15 protein-coding genes are annotated in these 15,782 nt (G+C 69.4%); 2 read left to right on the plus strand and 13 right to left on the minus strand.

What is annotated here, in order from left to right:
* Positions 1-123: 123 nt before the first annotated feature.
* The 11 genes from G4D83_RS13590 to G4D83_RS13640 all read right to left on the minus strand — a co-directional run bounded on the left by G4D83_RS13590 (position 124) and on the right by G4D83_RS13640 (position 11,980).
* A complete protein-coding gene (locus G4D83_RS13590) occupies positions 124-1,320 on the minus strand; it encodes a hypothetical protein (protein WP_163865172.1) in 1,197 nt (398 codons plus the stop codon).
* Positions 1,317-1,886: a c-type cytochrome gene (locus G4D83_RS13595; RefSeq protein ID WP_163865173.1), complete on the minus strand. Its 570-nt coding sequence runs from the start codon at positions 1,884-1,886 to the stop codon at positions 1,317-1,319. Before G4D83_RS13595 ends, G4D83_RS13590 begins: the two co-directional genes overlap by 4 nt.
* On the minus strand, positions 1,883-2,404 hold the full coding sequence (locus G4D83_RS13600) for a DUF3341 domain-containing protein (RefSeq protein ID WP_163865174.1): 522 nt from the start codon (positions 2,402-2,404) through the stop codon (positions 1,883-1,885). Before G4D83_RS13600 ends, G4D83_RS13595 begins: the two co-directional genes overlap by 4 nt.
* Positions 2,401-3,882, minus strand: coding sequence for an NrfD/PsrC family molybdoenzyme membrane anchor subunit (gene nrfD / locus G4D83_RS13605; RefSeq protein WP_163865175.1), 1,482 nt, complete (start codon positions 3,880-3,882; stop codon positions 2,401-2,403). The genes G4D83_RS13600 and nrfD overlap by 4 nt, the downstream gene beginning before the upstream one ends.
* Entirely contained in the window at positions 3,879-6,860 is a 2,982-nt protein-coding gene (locus G4D83_RS46805; RefSeq protein ID WP_163865176.1) for a TAT-variant-translocated molybdopterin oxidoreductase, read from the minus strand. The genes nrfD and G4D83_RS46805 overlap by 4 nt, the downstream gene beginning before the upstream one ends.
* A 12-nt stretch (positions 6,861-6,872) precedes the next feature.
* Positions 6,873-7,496 (minus strand): cytochrome c3 family protein, encoded by a 624-nt coding sequence (locus G4D83_RS13615; RefSeq protein ID WP_163865177.1) that lies wholly within the window; start codon positions 7,494-7,496, stop codon positions 6,873-6,875.
* Positions 7,493-8,125: a respiratory nitrate reductase subunit gamma gene (locus G4D83_RS13620; protein ID WP_163865178.1), complete on the minus strand. Its 633-nt coding sequence runs from the start codon at positions 8,123-8,125 to the stop codon at positions 7,493-7,495. Before G4D83_RS13620 ends, G4D83_RS13615 begins: the two co-directional genes overlap by 4 nt.
* Positions 8,122-8,964, minus strand: a complete 843-nt coding sequence (locus G4D83_RS13625) for a c-type cytochrome (RefSeq protein WP_163865179.1) — start codon at positions 8,962-8,964, stop codon at positions 8,122-8,124. The genes G4D83_RS13620 and G4D83_RS13625 overlap by 4 nt, the downstream gene beginning before the upstream one ends.
* A 369-nt stretch (positions 8,965-9,333) precedes the next feature.
* A complete protein-coding gene (locus G4D83_RS13630; RefSeq protein WP_163865180.1) occupies positions 9,334-9,732 on the minus strand; it encodes a hypothetical protein in 399 nt (132 codons plus the stop codon).
* A 41-nt stretch (positions 9,733-9,773) separates the two neighbouring features.
* Positions 9,774-10,889 (minus strand): cytochrome-c peroxidase, encoded by a 1,116-nt coding sequence (locus tag G4D83_RS13635; RefSeq protein ID WP_163865181.1) that lies wholly within the window; start codon positions 10,887-10,889, stop codon positions 9,774-9,776.
* Between the two features lie 227 nt (positions 10,890-11,116).
* On the minus strand, positions 11,117-11,980 hold the full coding sequence (locus G4D83_RS13640; RefSeq protein ID WP_163865182.1) for a YfiM family protein: 864 nt from the start codon (positions 11,978-11,980) through the stop codon (positions 11,117-11,119).
* 119 nt (positions 11,981-12,099) lie between these two features.
* Between G4D83_RS13640 and G4D83_RS13645 the strand changes: the two genes are divergently transcribed.
* On the plus strand, positions 12,100-13,206 hold the full coding sequence (locus G4D83_RS13645) for an acyltransferase family protein (RefSeq protein ID WP_240356312.1): 1,107 nt from the start codon (positions 12,100-12,102) through the stop codon (positions 13,204-13,206).
* A 21-nt stretch (positions 13,207-13,227) separates the two neighbouring features.
* Here the strand turns inward: G4D83_RS13645 and G4D83_RS13650 are convergent, their stop codons facing one another.
* Together G4D83_RS13650 and G4D83_RS13655 are read right to left on the minus strand one after the other, a co-directional pair.
* On the minus strand, positions 13,228-13,779 hold the full coding sequence (locus G4D83_RS13650) for an FxsA family protein (protein ID WP_163865183.1): 552 nt from the start codon (positions 13,777-13,779) through the stop codon (positions 13,228-13,230).
* A gap of 77 nt (positions 13,780-13,856) precedes the next feature.
* Positions 13,857-14,366 carry a hypothetical protein gene (locus G4D83_RS13655; protein WP_176437289.1) on the minus strand — a complete coding sequence of 170 codons (510 nt, stop codon included), beginning with the start codon at positions 14,364-14,366 and terminating at the stop codon, positions 13,857-13,859.
* Between the two features lie 57 nt (positions 14,367-14,423).
* Here G4D83_RS13655 and G4D83_RS13660 point away from each other — a divergent pair, with 57 nt between their 5' ends.
* Positions 14,424-15,731: a class I SAM-dependent rRNA methyltransferase gene (locus G4D83_RS13660; protein ID WP_163865185.1), complete on the plus strand. Its 1,308-nt coding sequence runs from the start codon at positions 14,424-14,426 to the stop codon at positions 15,729-15,731.
* The last annotated feature ends 51 nt before the right edge of the window (positions 15,732-15,782 follow it).

Raw genomic sequence — 15,782 nt, forward strand, 5'->3', positions numbered from 1 at the left:
ACGGCGGCGCACACGGGCCAGCCCTACACACCGCGGCAAGGCGAGCGCGGCCAGCGGTCCACCGGCGTGCCCACATCAACCGGAGTGCAACTCGTGCCACACGCCGCGCTGGACCTTCGTGTGTCAGGTGTGGTGGTGCAGGCTCTCCACCAGGTACGGGTCTCCCACGGGCAACATCGGCGACGTCCGCACCGCCCGAGTCACCGCCAGCGTGAACAACGCCCCCACCCCCACCAGCCCCGCCAGCTCATACACCCCCACCGTCAGCCCCTCCGGCTGGTGCGCGGGCGCCACCATCAACTGCAAATCCAACCAACGCCCCACCAGCAGCACCCCCGCCACGCGCAGCAGGTGGTTCGGGTTCATCTTCGCGGGACGCGGCAACAACAGCACGAACGGCAGCGCCCAGTTCAACACCACATTCACATAGAACGGCACCTCCCACCCGCCATGCATCCGCGCGATGAAGTAGACCGTCTCCTCCGGGATGTTCGCGTACCAGATGAGCATGAACTGCGAAAACCAGAGGTATGCCCACAGCGTGGCGAACCCGAACATCAGCTTGCCCAGGTCATGCAGATGGCTGGAGTTGAGCCGAGGCAGCGCCCCCGCCCGGTGCAGCAACACCGCCACCACGGTGATGGCACACACACTGGAGCTCAAGAGCCCCGCCACGTTGTAGAGCGCGTAGATGGTGCTGAACCAGTGCGGCTCCAGACTCATCAGCCAGTCGAACGCCGCCAGACAGAAGGTCAGAGAGAAGAGCACCAGGAACACCGCCGACACCGTCACGTTCTTCCGGGTCAACGGCTCCCCGCGCTCCACGTCCTGTCGCAGCGAGTTGCGCCGCAACATCCACGTGAAGCCCACCCACACCGCCAACATCACCCCCATCCGAATCGCGAAGAAGGGAACGTTGAGGAAGGCCGCCTTCTCATGCAGCAGGTGGTCCGTCTCCATCACCCCCGGCTTCGCCCAGGGATACAGCGTCGTCACGAACGGCAGCAGCGCCAGCAGCGTCACCGCGCCCCAAGGCACGTAGGACGCGAACGCCTCCGGGATTCGCTTGAAGACGGTGAACCACCCCGCGTTCGCCACGTACATCAGCGCGAGGAACACCGCGCCGCCCAACCCCAGGCATAGGAAGTAGAAGCCGCTCGTCAGCAGGCTGGTCAGCGCACGCTCCGGAGCCTGCACCAACCCCAGTACGAGCACTCCCAACCCCGCCCCCGCCGCCACCTGCGCGGCGCGATGGAAGACAGGCGAGACGGCGAAGCCCCCCTGCGACTCGGTGGAAGCTGCTTCGACGGGGGCGCTCATGGCGTCTCCTTACGCGCCGTGCGCGCGGGGTTCTGGAGCGTGCGGAGATAGTGGACCAGCTTCCACCGGTCCTCCGGCGCCACCTGCGAGCCGTGGGCCGGCATGAGTCCCTGCCCATGGGTGATGATGTGGAAGATGCGTCCATCCGGAAGCCCCACCGCGTGCTCCGCCAGCAGCGAGGGCGGCATCGGGAAGCGCGCCGTCACCGGACCATCTCCCAACCCTCCGGAGCCATGACACGGCGAGCAGTACCGTTGGAACGCCGTCTGGCCTCGCGCCACCACCTCGGGCGATGCGGGATACGGATTGCGCAGCTCGCTCCCCGCGCGCTCGGCCGCCTCCAGGCCGGCGGACAGGTGCAGCGGCAGATGCCCCCGAGGCACCGTGCCCTTCGCCGGAGCCAGCAGCGTCTTGCCGTCCCCCGTGTTCGGGTTGGGCGCGAAGCTGTCATAGGGCACCGAAGCCACCATGTCCGGCGCGTACTCGAAGTTCGGCCGCGTCTCGTCCTGCTCGCAGCCGCCGACGGCCAGCCCCAGCGCCGCCAGTCCCACCCAGGTCCTCCTCACGGCCCCACCTCCTTCAAGTCCGTGGCCACCGCGCCATGACGGCGCAGCAGGTCTTCGGCGGCCTCCAGCGACTCCGGGGACTGGCGCGGCGCGATGACGATGGCGAACCGGTCATCCGTCACGCGGGGCAACGTCTGAAGCTTTTTCCCCGGAAACAGCCGGGCCCTCACCAGGAACGCCGCCACCGTGCTCAGCGCGGCGAACAACACCGTCAGCTCGAACGTCACCGGGATGAAGGCCGGGAACGAGTTGAACGGCTTGCCCCCCACATTGAGCGGCCAGCTCACCACGCTGGTGTAGAGCTGGAGTGACAGGGCCAGCGTGCAGCCCAGAAGCCCCGCCCCGAAGCACACCCAGGTGAGCCGACTGGGCTTGAGGCCCATCGCGTCATCCAGGCCGTGCACCGCATAGGGCGTGTACACGTCGCGCAAGTCATGTCCCGCCTCTCGCACCGCGCGGGTGGCGGCGAGGACCTGCGCCTCGTGCTCGAAATAGCCGATGAGGACCGGGGCGCTCATACGGGGACGTCCTTCCGGGTGGCGATGGCCAGCGGCGGGTGGAGTCGAGGCGACGAGGGCTCCGTCGACACATCCCTCGCGGGGGCATGCGTTGAGGGATGCGCCTCGGCGTGCTCGTGAGGATTCCTGGCGAAGCCCAACACGCTCTTCACCTCGCCGATGGAGATGATGGGCAGCACGCGGACGAAGAGCAGGAACAGGGTGAAGAAGAGCCCGAACGTTCCGATGAAGGTCCCCACCTCCACCATCGTGGGCGTGTACATGGACCAACTGCTGGGCAGGAAGTCGCGGTGCAGGCTGGTGACGATGATGACAAACCGCTCGAACCACATGCCCACGTTGATGACCAACGACAGCGCGAAGATGGCCGCGGGCGACGTGCGAATCTTCTTGAACCAGAACAGATGCGGCGACACCACGTTGCACGTCACCATGATCCAATACGCCCACGCGTAGGGACCGAAGGCGCGGTTCATGAACGCGAAGCGCTCGTATGGATTGCCCGAGTACCAGGCGATGAAGAACTCCGTCGCGTACGCCAGCGAGACGATGCCACCCGTGACGATGATGACCTTCGTCATGTTCTCCAGGTGGCGCAGCGTAATCAGGTGCTCGTAGCCCAGCACCACGCGGGTGATGATCATCAGCGTCAGCACCATCGCGAAGCCGCTGAACACCGCGCCCGCCACGAAGTACGGCGGGAAGATGGTGGTGTGCCACCCGGGAATCACCGACGTGGCGAAGTCCATCGAGACAATGGTGTGCACGCTGAGCACCAGCGGCGTCGCCAGCCCCGCGAGCAACAGGTACACCGTCTCGTAGCGGCTCCACGTCCGGTGCGACCCTGTCCACCCCAGCGACAGCACCTTGAAGACGGCCTTCTTCGCACCCGCCTTCAGCCTGTCACGCACGGTGGCCAGGTCCGGAATCAGGCCCACGTACCAGAACACCGCCGACACCGTGAAGTACGTGGAGATGGCGAACACGTCCCACAAGAGCGGCGAACGGAAGTTCACCCACAAGCTGCCGCGTGTATTGGGATAGGGCAGCACCCAGAAAGCCAGCCACGGCCGCCCCATGTGAATGACGGGGAAGAGCGCCGCGCACATGACAGCGAACAGCGTCATCGCCTCCGCCGCGCGGTTGATGCTGGTGCGCCACTTCTGCCGGAAGAGGAAGAGGATGGCGGAGATGAGCGTGCCCGCGTGGCCAATGCCCACCCAGAACACGAAGTTGGTGATGTCGAACGCCCAGCCGATGGTCTTGTTCAACCCCCACACGCCGATGCCGGTGCCCACCTGGTACGCGACGATTCCCGCGCCCGTGCCCAACACGGACACCGCTATCGCGAACGCCGCCCACCACTTCCACGTGGGCGCACGCTCCATGGGCGCGCAGATCTCCTCGGTGAGCTGGCCCAGGGTGCGCGGCTCGGTGACCAGCGGCACGCGCAGCGGGGACAGGTGCTGTTGGCTCATGTTCCGCTTCCCGACCCGGTGTTCTGGATCTTCGTGAGGTAGGTGATGGACGGCCCGATGTTCAGCTCCTCCAGCAGCCGGAACGCGCGCCCGTCCTTCGCCAGCTTCGCCACGCGGCTGTCGGGGTCATTCACATCCCCGAAGTGGAGGGCCTTCGCGGGACAGCTCTGCTGACAGGCCGTCTGGATGTCGCCGTCCTTCAGCGCGCGGCCCTCGCGAGCCGCCGCGGCCTTGCCCTCCTGGACGCGCTGCACGCAGAGCGAGCACTTCTCCATGACGCCCCGGCTGCGCACCACCACGTCCGGGTTGAGCACCATCCGCTCCAGCGGCTCGTCGTGCGGATAGTCGAACCAGTTGAAGCGGCGGACCTTGGTGGGGCAGTTGTTCGCGCAGTAGCGCGTGCCGACGCAGCGGTTGTAGACCTGCTGGTTGAGCCCCTCGCTGGAGTGCACCGTCGCGAGCACCGGGCACACCGTCTCGCACGGCGCGTTCTCGCAGTGCTGGCACATCATCGGCTGGTGGACGACTTGAGGGTTCGCCTCGTCGCCCTGGTAGTAACGGTCGATGCGCATCCAGTGCATCTCGCGCTGCCGCAGCACCTCGTCGCGGCCCACGCTGGGGATGTTGTTCTCCGCCTGGCATGACACCACGCACGCCGAGCAGCCCGTGCACGCGCTCAGGTCCACCGCCAGCGCCCACCGGTGGCCCTTGTACTCGTGGCCAGACCAGATGGAGAGCGGGTGCGCTCCGTTGCCGCCATGCCCGCCGTGCTCCTCGTTGCCCGCGCGCGGGTTCGCCAGGAACGCGGCCAGCTCCGCCTCGCGCACGTGCGGCCGACCTTCCAGTCGCGAGTGCGTCTGCGTGAGCGCCAGCTTCTGCTTCTCGCCCGTCCCCACCACCGTCGCCCCCGGCACCGAGCGCCGCACGCGCCCCTCCACCACCGCCGCCAGCGGGAAGACATTCGTGCCCACGCCATCGCCGATGCGTCCCGCCCGCGTCCGGCCGTAGCCCACCGCCACGCCGAGCACGGACGGGTGCGTCCCCGCCTGCACCAGCACGGGCAGGGACAGCGCCTCACCGCCCACCCGCACCCGCACCACGTCTCCGTCGCGCAGGCCCAGCTCCTTCGCCCGCGAGGGTGCGATGAGCGCGGGGTTGCCCCAGGTGGCCTTGGTGATGGGGTCTGGCACCTCGTGCAGCCAGGCGTTGTTCGCGAATGCGCCGTCGCGCAGCGCCACCGAGGGGAACAGCATCAGCTCCCACTCCACGGACGGCCGCGCCACCGCGCCCAGCACCTTCGCCATGCCGTCTTCGCGGAAGGACGGTGGGACCGTCGGTACCGGGGGAAGCGTCACAACTCCTCGGCGGACCGCGTCGTCCCAGAAGGCATCGAAGGACGTCCCTGCTTGCGTGACGTGCGGGAAGACCTCCACCTCCCAGCGAGCCCGCAGGAATTCATGGTGGGACACCGGGACGTCCGCCCACTTCAGCAGCGACTCCACCGCGTCCCGGGTGTCGTGCAGCGGCGCCACCGCGGGCTGTCGCAGCGAGAGCACGCCTCGTCGCGGCTCCGCGTCTCCCCACGACTCCAGCGGGGTGGAGGCCGGGGCATGAAGCCGCGACAGGATTGCCGTCTCGTCCAGCCGGTCATTGAGCGCCACGGTGAGCGGCACTCTCTTGAGCAGGGCTCCCAGCGCCGCTCCTCTCGGGTCCGCATGGGCGGGATTGACGCCGAGGAAGAGCACCGCACCTACTCCACCCTCGCCCAGCTCGGTCAGCAGCTCGCCGTAGGAGAGGGCACGCTCGTCCAGCGCCACGCCCTCCATGGGCAGCACCGTGGTGCCCTCGTTTCCGAGCAATACGTTCGCCGTCGCGGCCAGCACCTGCGCGGCCACCTCGTCACCACCGCACACGACCAGAGACTCCGTGCGGTGCGACCACAGGGCTTCGGCCAGCTCGTCCAGCGCGGCCGGCTCCAATCGCGAGGCCGGCAACTCCTTGAGGCCAGGGACGGTACGCCCCGCCTTCACCGCCAGGCGGCGCACCACGTCGCCCAGGGCGAGCGTCACCTCGGAGGGGGCCACTACGAAACGGCGGTCGGCGGCTGCGCCGGTGAGCGTCATCACCGGTTCAATCTGGTAGTGCCGCGCCATCGCCCTTCGCCCGGCCGCATCCCGCGCCTCGGTGTACTGGCGCGTGAAGGCCACCGGCGATACCCACGTACCCAGGAAGTCGGCGCCGAAGCTGGCGATGACCTGGGCACGGTCGAAGCGGTAGTCGGGCACCACGCGCGCGCCGTGCGTGAGGCGGTATGCATCACCTATCGCGGCGAGCTCACCCAGCGGTTCGTAGCGCACGGTGCGCGCCAGGGGGTGCGCGGCCAGGAAGCGCTTCACTCCGGCTTCGGCGGTGGGCCCCATCCCCCATGGCAGCACCAGACGGATGGACTTGCCCGCCTCGGCCACCTTGCGCAGCCCGGCCTTCACCTCCGTGTCCAGGTCCGTCCAGGACACTCGATGGCAGTCGCGTGAAGGGAAGCGGGCGCGGCTCGCGTCGTAGAGCGAGAGCACGGAGGCCTGCCCCACCGCGCACACGCCACCGCGCGATACGGGGTGCTCGTCATTGCCCTCCACCTTGATGGGACGTCCGTCGCGTGTCTTCAACAGCAGACCGCAGCGCGCCGAGCAGCCTTCGCAGGTAGAGGCGTACCAGAGCGCGGTGCCCGGCATGACTTCGTCCGGCCGGGACACGTAGGGGATGAGCTTCTGCACCGGGGCGCGCTGACACGCCACCATGGCCGCGGCGGCGCTCAGCCCCATCATCTTGAAGAAGTCGCGACGGCTGCTCGCGTCCGGCGGCGTGGCGGCGACGCCCACCGGGAGTTCCTCGGCGAACTCGTCGCGCGACTGCTCCAGCCACGCGGCGTCGGTGGCCCGCTCGGCCAGGCTCTGCCAGTACTTGGGAAGGGGGTCGGACATGGCGAGAGGTCCTCAGCGGTGGCAGCCCGAGCAATCCGAGGGCGGCCGGAGGATGCGGGGGGATTTCGAAGGCTCGGGAAGTGGCGTGCCGGAGGTCAGCGCCAGCAGCTCTCCCGCGCGAGGTGCGGACGGCGTCGGCGCGGCGAGTGCCTCCGTCGACATCTCGCGGTGACAGTCGAGGCACCAGCCCATGGTCATGGGCTCCACCTGCTCCACGCGCACCATCTCCTGGACCTGGCCGTGGCACGTCTGGCACTTCAGGCCCGCGGTGACGTGGCTCGCGTGGTTGAAGAAGGCATGGTCCGGCAGGCGATGGACGCGCACCCATTCGATGGGTGCATTCGCGGCCACCGCCGCCGCCACCTTCTGAATCTCCGGCGAGTCCTTCTTCACCTGCGTGTGGCAGTTCATGCACACGCTGGCGGAGGGCACTCCCGCGTGACGACTGCGCTCGGCACCCACGTGACAGTACTGACAGTCCAGCTCGTACTGGCCCGCGTGGACCGCGTGGGAGAAGGCCACCGGCTGCGCGGGCATGTGGCCCTGCTGGTTGTTCACCGGCCCACTGCAGCCACCGAGGCCCAGCGCGACGAGCGCACCGGCGTACCCCAGGGCCTGGAAGGAAACGCGGCTCATGGCGTCTCCTCGCGAGGCGTGACAAGCAGTCCGGACTCGACGGGCCTGGTCGAAGGCACCGGTGCCGACACACGGCTCATCCGGAAGAAGGGAGCCAGCCCCAGCAGGGTGAGGCCCGCGAGCAGGTGGACCTGGAAGACGAGCGGCGCACTCTGAATCAACGTCGAGTCCGGCTGGACGGCCAGCACCGAGCGCAGGTACGGCACCGTCACGTGCACGTACCAGGCGGAGCTCCAGCGCAACGACACCGCCACGTACACGCCCGTGAGGACATGAGCGAACACCAGTCCCAGGGCGACCGCCGAGCCCCACTGGCGCTCGCGTGCCTGGCGCAGGGTCAGCGAGCACAGGCCCCAGCCCAGCAGCAGCGCGCCGATGAGGCTCACCGACTCCAGCGCGAACAGTCGCGACGGCGAGGCGTTGAAGACCTGCATCGCACGCGGCGCCGCGAGGCCCAGCAGGTGGTTGAAGGCGACGATGGCCGCTCCCGCCAGCACGGCGCGGCCCGCGGGCGTCCAGGGCGAAACCGGCGCGGGCGCCTCACGCAGCGTCAGCCCGCGGATGATGCCCACGAGCGCGACGCCGGCCGCCGCGTATGGAACCAAGGAGAAGAGGAGGGAGTCGCTCACGAGTGACCTCGCGCGGACGGCGTGGTGAAGACCACCCCGATGAAGCCCAGCGCCGCGACCAGACCGACGACGCCCAGGTAGAAGAAGTCACGGTCCGCGCGCGGACGGCTGCCATCACGCGAGGCGTCCGCGAGATAGGCCTTGAGGGCGTACTGCTCCTCCTCGACGAGCGGCGCCTTCGCGTACAGCGCGCCCATCATCGGCCCCTCCAGCTTCGCGAGCCCGGGACGCATCCCCTTCTCGCCCATGCGCGCGAAGGCGAAGGTGAGGTTGGGGCCGAGCGTGCCACCACCCGCGATGCCCAGGCCGCGCACGTCATGGCAGCCGATGCAGGCGGCACCTCCGTTCGTCAGCGGATCGGTGCCTTCGAAGAGGCGACGGCCCCGCGCGATTTCCTCCGGCGTGGCGTCCGTGCCCATCTTCTCCGCGGGCGAGGGCTTGCAGCCGCCCTTCCCCTTCCGCGTGCACTCGCGGAAGTAGGTGAAGAGGCTGGCGCGCTCCGCGTCGGACAGCGCCTGGTCCGGCATGCGCACGCCGTTGAACTTCGTCAGCAGCGCGCCCGCGACGGGGTCTCCCGAATCGATGAGCGCACCCGGGCTCTTGATGAAGCGGGTGAGCCACGCCTCGTCGCGACGCTCCAGCACCCCGTGCAGGTCCGGACCAATCCGGTCGCCCTCGCCCACCGAGTGACACGTCGCGCACCGCTGGGTGAAGAGCTGCGCGCCCTGTCGCGACGCCTGCGCCAGCGCGGTCGGTGCTGCCAGCACGGCCAGGAGCGGAAGGATGGGGACGAGCGTTCGCTCCTGATGCGGCCGTCCTCCCAGCACACGTGTCCGCATTGCTGCGTGCCCCTCCTCACGGGGAAGCCAAGCTCGTTGCTCGGCACACGCGGACTCAGTGCAACCAGGGGGCCAGGGAGTTCACTGGCTCACGCCCTCATGGAGCACGGGAAATCATGCGAAGGGAGCGCAGCATTTGCGCCGCGCGGCACGAGCGGACGCACCGTTTGCCAACGCACGAAGGCGGGCAGGAACAGGTCCTCGCACCGTGCGGCCTCCAGCACGATGGATTGCTCGGCTCCAGCGTGAAGCCCACGAGCCCACACAGAGCAAAGGGCTGACGAGCAGCCCTGCTCGACACTGGGAGCGTAGCGAGCCTCCAACACAAGACCGCGCGGGGAGCGAGAGGCTCCACCCGCGCGGCTCAGCTCACATCGCGGTGGTGGTGAACACGCCGCGGCCGATAGCCATGATGCCGCCGATGATGAACACGATGGCGAGCCCCACGCCCGCCAGCGGCAGCGCGTAGCCCGGCTGCGGACGACGCCGGTTCACCGACAGCAGCACCTGCGCGACGACGGCCGCCAGCACCATCAGCACGATGTGGCCGATGAGGGCCGGGTAGTAGAAGCGCGTCACCAGCACGAGGATGCCGAGCAGCACCTGGAGGTGCAGCAGCCCCGCGAAGGAAGCGCCGAGGATGCGGCCGCCCTTGTCGAACGGGCGCTTCGTGGCGAAACCGAAGGCGAAGTAGGCGATGGCCAGCACGCCCGCGAGCAGCACCAGATAGCGAAGCCCTGAGTGGGCGTAGAAGAACATTCGGTCCATGGGGCTCGCGGTTTAGCAACGCACGGGGTGAGACGCACGTTTCAAGACGGATCCGCCTCGGGCGTCTTCTTCGTGCTGGGGGGAAGCGGCGGCGCGGCGATGCGCTCCCGGGGCGGCAGCTCGCCCGTGAGGCTCCGGAGGAAGGCCACCAGGTCATCCACCTCCCCGTCCGTCAGCGTCCGCGCCAGTTGGTGCTTCGCCATCAGCCGCACCATCGTCGGCAGGTCCTTCACGCTGCCGTCGTGCAGGTACGGCCCCGTCCGCTCGACGTCCCGCAGCGTGGGCACCCGGAACTTGCCCCGGTCGTCCTCGTTCTTCGTCGCATCGAACCGCCCCGCGTCCGTCAGGCCCGGGTAGTCCTCCAACAGCCCGAGCTTCTGGAACGACATGCCTCCCACCGCTGGACCGTTGTGGCACGTGGTGCAGCCCGTGAGGGCGAAGAGCTGGAGGCCGCGCAGCTCCGGCTCGGTGAGCGCGGCGTGCTCTCCCGCCAGGAACCGGTCGAAGCGCGACGTCGTGGTCAGGCCCCGCTCGAAGGCGGCGATGGCGCGCGCGGCATTCGTCAGCGACACCGACTTCTTCTCCCCGGGAAACGCCTCGCGGAAGCGCGTGACGTACTCCGGAATGGAGGAGAGCGTGGCCACCACGCGGCGCTCGTCGGGCATGGCCATCTCCACCGGATTCAAGATGGGGCCCGTGGCCTGCGCCTCCAGCGTGTCCGCGCGGCCATCCCAGAACTGCGCGATGTGCCCCGCCGCGTTGTAGACGGTGGGCGAGTTGCGCGTGCCCTTCTGCCCCCGGTGCCCGTCCGACAACGCCTTGTTGTCCACGCCGTAGGTATCGAGGCCGTGGCAGGTGTTGCAGGAGACATCGTGGTTCTTCGACAACCGCGGCTCGAAGAAGAGCATGCGGCCCAGCATCACCTGCGCCTCGGTGTCCTTGGGCGCGGGCTTCGCGTCCTTCGCCGGAGGCAGCGGACGGAAGAAGTGCGCGAGCTGGTCGGGCGTCAGCGGCTTCGGCGTGCGCGGCTTCGGCGCGGCCTGCTCCACCGGAGGCGCGGGCTGAGACGCGACCTCCTGCTTCGGCTCGCACGCCGTCAGTCCACCCGCGCCGAGCGAGGTCAACGTGAGCAGCATCAGGAACCGGTTGCGCGACATGAGGCACTCCAGGGGCGTTTAACGGACCGGGACGCTACCAGTCCCACTCCGCCATGTTGCCCGCGTCTTGATGACGCACCCCACGTCCCCTTTCAGCGTCCATCAGCCTCGGCGACGGCAACCGCTCCTCCGCTCCCCTGCTCCTCGGACATGAGGGCCTGGGCTGCGCGGGCACCGGCCAGCGGCTACCTCTGAAGACGGGGTTGTTCCTTCGTGTCGACCCGCGCTCAGCGCCCTCGCAGCGGCGCATCGGCGGTGTGCCGCGCGGTCGACGTGCCTGGCTCCGAAGACGACGAGGAGGATGGATGCGGGATGAACGCGCTGGGGAGACGGACGAGACGCGCGAGGACGTCGACGTGCTCGTCTGTCGCAAGTGCCTGATGCGCCGAGGCGCCAGGTCCGGTGGCATCGAGCTGCCCCGCTGGCTCCAACGCTCGCTGAGCGAGCGAGGGCTCTCCGACACCGTCCACGTCATGCCCACCGGCTGCCTGCGGCAGTGTCCCCGAGGCCAGGTCACCGTGCTCGTCACCGGCGGAGACCCGCGACAAGGCAGCGCCCTGATGACGGTGGATCCGCTCATGGACCGCGAGAAGCTGCTGCGACTCATCGAAGCGCGCGCGCGTCCCGACGAGGAGCTCCTGTCGCCCGAGCCCGCCGCCCCCGAGTCCTCCAGGGACGAACACGACGAGCGGAACATCCCGTCGTAGCGGCGACATCGCGGACGCCTCGCGCGAGGGAGACCCGAAGACGAGCCGGTCGACGAGCCACGACACGCCCAACCCCGTCGCCGTCCCCGCCACGTCCCACACCAGGTCCTTGAACGAGAAGGTCGTCCCTCGCCCCAGGTCGTACAGCTCCTTGCCCACGCCCACCCCGAGCGCCAATCCAGCACCCGTCAAGAGGCGCGCCTCTGGCGGCTCGAAGAGCAGCGCACCGGCGCCATAGCCCACGCCCGCCAGGACGAAGCACGCCGCGAAGTGCTTCTTCTTGTCGGGGCCCAGCCACTCATCTCCAGACGCGGCCCTCGCGGACACAGGCGTGGTGGACACGAGCAGCAGCGGGGCGAGCAGGCGCAGGGAGAGGGTCCGCATGAGCAGGGATGTAGCACCCCACGGACCGTCCAGGTGGCTCGCCCGGAGTGTGGCAGTGGCATCTCGCCATCGAGCGTTTTCGAGACGCGGCCCCTGGGTCGTCCTATGCTCCAGGTCGCGTGAAACGACTCGGTCCCTCGTTCACCTTCCAGCAGCAATCGACCCGGCACCCCGGGCTCGATGGTGCTCGTGGCCTCGCTGTCCTCGCCATGGTGCTGGGACACACGCTGGACGCGCTGCTCTCACCCGAGGCTCGCCAACTGCCCTGGGTGCAGCACTACTGGAGCTTTCGCGGAATCACCGCGCCCCTCTTCCTGCTGGTGAGTGGCTGGGCCGTCGTCGCCGCCCTGGGCACCAAGCCCAACGCCGCGCGCGACACGCTCGGTCGCCGCATCCGCCGGTCGCTGTTGCTGTTGTTCCTGGGATACTTCCTGCACTGGCCCGGCTGGCCGGCGGTGCATGACCTGGGCTGGACGGACGCCATGCTGTCGCGCGTCTTCGCCTTCGATGCGCTCCAGTGCATCGGCTTCGCGCTGCTGTCGGGCTCGGTGCTGCTCGCGCTCGTGCCCGCGCGCGGAGGCCGTCCGCTCGTCCTGCTCACCCTGGCATTGGCCATTCCGCTGGCGAGCACGGCGATGTGGCGGCTGGGCGCGGGGCTGCCCATGCCGGTGCAGCAGTTCCTCGGCAGTGGCGAGGGAAGCCGCTTCCCCTTCTTCCCCTGGGCGGGCTTCTTCTTCGCGGGCGCCTTCGCCGCCTATGCGCTGCACCTCTTGAAGCCGGGCTGGCCACAGGGACTGGCGCTGCTCGCGTTGGGCGCGGGGATGCTCGGGCTCGCGCATCTGACGACCGCCGACTGGGGCCCCACGAGCGCGTGGCTGGTGGCCTATCGCGTGGGCCAGGGGCTCATCGTCCTGGGCGTGGTGAATCTGGCCCCCGTCCGGCTCAGCGGGCTCCTGGCGCCGATGGGGCGGCTGTCGCTGTGGGTCTACGTGCTGCACCTGCCCATCGTGTACGGCTGGGCGGACATCGGCGGCCTCTCCGCCCGCGTGGGCCCCATCCTCGGGGTTCCCGCCGCGGTGGGCGTAGGGGTGGTCCTGCTGCTGACCTGCGCGGGTGTGGCCCGGCTCGGCCGCTGGCTGCTGGACCAGGCCCGCCCCTGGCGCGCGGGCTCCACCACGCTCAACGCCAACCTCAGCAGCTCCACGCGGATGAGCCCTCGAGCCTGAGGCGCGGAGCCGCGCGCGGCTTCAGTGTCGCGGCTCGTCCTCGGTGAACTCCGCGTCCACTTCCGACTTGGATGCACCGGAGCGCATGCGCGCGGACGGGCTCGCCGCGTCCTCCGTCCACGACTCGGGGAATGGAGTCCGCGAGACAGTCTCGTCGGGGAACGGCCCGGGAAAGCCCACGCCACCAAGAGTGGTGACGCGCAGCGAGCCGTCCCGCATGCGGCGCTCCACGGCCCGGCGCAGGCGCGCCGTCACGAAGCGACGCACGGGAGGCAAGAGCAGCGACAGGCCCACCACGTCGGTGATGACGCCGGGAATCACCAGCAGCACGCCGCCGAGCAGCACCAACGCGCCGCTGAACAGGCCCTCCTCGGGAACCTGCCTCCGGGCCAGGGCGTCTCGCCAGCGGCGCATCACCCTGCCGCCCTCACGACGGGCGAGCCAGGAGCCCACCACGCCCGTCAGAAGCACCAGGGCCAGCGTCGGCATGAAGCCCACCTCGCGGCCGATGACGACCAGCAGGTACAGCTCCAAGAAGGGAACGATGAGCGCGAGCAGGAAGTACTTGAACACCCCCGCAATCTAACGCCGAGCGCTCCCTCGCGCCGGGCAACCCAGCGGGCGTGAAGGCCCCTCCTCGCCCGCCCGGCCTACCTGCCGCCGAGGTTCCCCAACATCGAGTCCACGAGCATGTAGAGGAAGAAGAAGGCGGCGATGGCGATGAGGAAGAACTTCGCGCCCGGCTGGAAGCTCTTGGTCCCTTCCGTCGTCAGCGGCGTGTACGTGGCGGAGCCCATCGCCTCGGTCGACGCCCCGGAGGCCCCGCCCGCGTAGCGCACCGTGCGCATGTACTGGTCCGCCACCATGCCTTCGTCGGAGGCCACCAGCGAGCGGCCCAGCTGGGGGTCCACGAGCCGGGCTCCCGCCTGGGTGGCCAGTCTGGAGGCCTCGCCCACCACCTCGCGCACCAGGTCCGAGCGCTCGGCCAGGGGGATTCGCAGTTCGGTGGCCACCACCCGTCCGCCCTCGCGCAGCACGCCCACCTCCACGTCTCCGTGCTGGAGGTGCCAGAGGCGGTTTCCATCCGGACGGACGGTCACCCGCTTCTCCGAGAGGTGGCCATCCACCCGCGCCGCCTCGTAAGGCGTGCCCGGCGTCATCGTCTGTAGGAGCAACTCGTATCTCACGCGGGTTGCGAGTATACGCCGCGAATCGCCATGCCCACCTCTTCCAAGCCCCCTTCTGGCCCCCATCGCGGTGGCAGGCCCTCCTCCCCGCCCTCCGGCGCCGGCCGTGGCCGGCCCCACCACCGTCCCGAAAAGGTCCATCCGGACCGGACCTCCCCCGAGATTGGCCCGGACGGACTGCCCCAGGTCTCCCTGGTGCGCCGGGGTGTGGACCGGTGGCAGGCGGGGCACCCGTGGATTTATCGCGCCGACCTCAACGGCGACCCGGGCCTCGTCGGTGGCGAGGTGGTGCGCGTGGTGGACGGGCGCGGCTGGTTCATCGGCAAGGCGTTCTATTCGCGCCAGTCGAAAATCTCCCTGCGCTGGCTCAGCTTCGACGACATCGCCGTGGACGACGACTTCTTCCGCCAGCGCCTGCTGGCCGCGCAGGCCCTGCGCACCCAGGCGCTCCCGGGTGAGACGACGTACCGGCTGATGCACGGCGAGGCGGACGGGATTCCGGGCCTCGTGGTGGACCGCTACGGCGACTACCTCAGCGTCCAGTTCCTGGTGCCGGCGGTGGAGCAGCGCAAGGCGCTCATCTCCGACCTGCTGCAGGAGCAGTTCAAGCCGAAGGGCATCGTCAACCGCTCGGACGTGAGCGTGCGCCACCTGGAAGGCCTGACACCGGAGAAGGGCATGCTGCGCGGCGAGGCGCCCGGCCCCGTCTCCTTCGACGAGGGACTGGTGCGCGTGCGCGCGGACCTGCTCGAGGGACAGAAGACGGGCGCGTTCCTGGACCAGCGGGAGAACCACGTCGTGGCCGCGCAGTACGCGCATGGCGAGGCGCTGGACTGCTTCTCGTACGTGGGCGGCTTCGCGCTCCAGTTGGCCACGCGGGCGCGGAGCGTGACGGCGGTGGAGATTTCGGAGCTGGCCGCGGCGCAGCTTCGCGACAACGCCGCCGCCAACAAGCTCACCAACCTGAACGTCGTGGTGGCCAACGCCTTCGACTTCCTGCGCGACGCGGTGGACGAGGGTCGCAAGTTCGACACCATCGTCCTGGACCCGCCGTCCTTCGCGAAGAACAAGGACGCCATCGCCGCCGCGGTGCGCGGCTACAAGGAGATCAACCTCCGCGCCATGCAGCTGTTGCGGCCCGGCGGCATCCTCATCACCGCGAGCTGCACGTACCACGTGGACGAGCAGGCCTTCGAGGACATGCTCGCCTCGGCCGCCGCGGATGCGCGCCGCCGCATGCAGATCATCGAGCGACGTGGCGCCGGCAAGGACCACCCCGTGCTGCTCAACCTGCGGGAAACCCGCTACCTGAAGTGTTACGTGCTGCGCGCGTTGTGAGGCGCCACGCATCGACCCGCGCGCCCGGGGCGTGAGACAACGGCACGGACC

Source organism: Myxococcus eversor, assembly GCF_010894455.1.
Taxonomy (GTDB): Bacteria; Myxococcota; Myxococcia; order Myxococcales; family Myxococcaceae; genus Myxococcus; species Myxococcus eversor.

Bases quoted from the DNA above. Each gene is read 5' to 3' on its own strand.
- G4D83_RS13640 (WP_163865182.1), bottom strand. From the start codon at position 11,980: ATGCGGACCCTCTCCCTGCGCCTGCTCGCCCCGCTGCTGCTCGTGTCC.
- nrfD (WP_163865175.1), bottom strand. From the start codon at position 3,882: ATGAGCCAACAGCACCTGTCCCCGCTGCGCGTGCCGCTGGTCACCGAG.
- G4D83_RS13590 (WP_163865172.1), bottom strand. From the start codon at position 1,320: ATGAGCGCCCCCGTCGAAGCAGCTTCCACCGAGTCGCAGGGGGGCTTC.
- G4D83_RS13600 (WP_163865174.1), bottom strand. From the start codon at position 2,404: ATGAGCGCCCCGGTCCTCATCGGCTATTTCGAGCACGAGGCGCAGGTC.
- G4D83_RS13615 (WP_163865177.1), bottom strand. From the start codon at position 7,496: ATGAGCCGCGTTTCCTTCCAGGCCCTGGGGTACGCCGGTGCGCTCGTC.
- G4D83_RS13655 (WP_176437289.1), bottom strand. From the start codon at position 14,366: ATGACGCCGGGCACGCCTTACGAGGCGGCGCGGGTGGATGGCCACCTC.
- G4D83_RS13635 (WP_163865181.1), bottom strand. From the start codon at position 10,889: ATGTCGCGCAACCGGTTCCTGATGCTGCTCACGTTGACCTCGCTCGGC.
- G4D83_RS13625 (WP_163865179.1), bottom strand. From the start codon at position 8,964: ATGCGGACACGTGTGCTGGGAGGACGGCCGCATCAGGAGCGAACGCTC.
- G4D83_RS46805 (WP_163865176.1), bottom strand. From the start codon at position 6,860: ATGTCCGACCCCCTTCCCAAGTACTGGCAGAGCCTGGCCGAGCGGGCC.
- G4D83_RS13630 (WP_163865180.1), bottom strand. From the start codon at position 9,732: ATGGACCGAATGTTCTTCTACGCCCACTCAGGGCTTCGCTATCTGGTG.
- G4D83_RS13660 (WP_163865185.1), top strand. From the start codon at position 14,424: ATGCCCACCTCTTCCAAGCCCCCTTCTGGCCCCCATCGCGGTGGCAGG.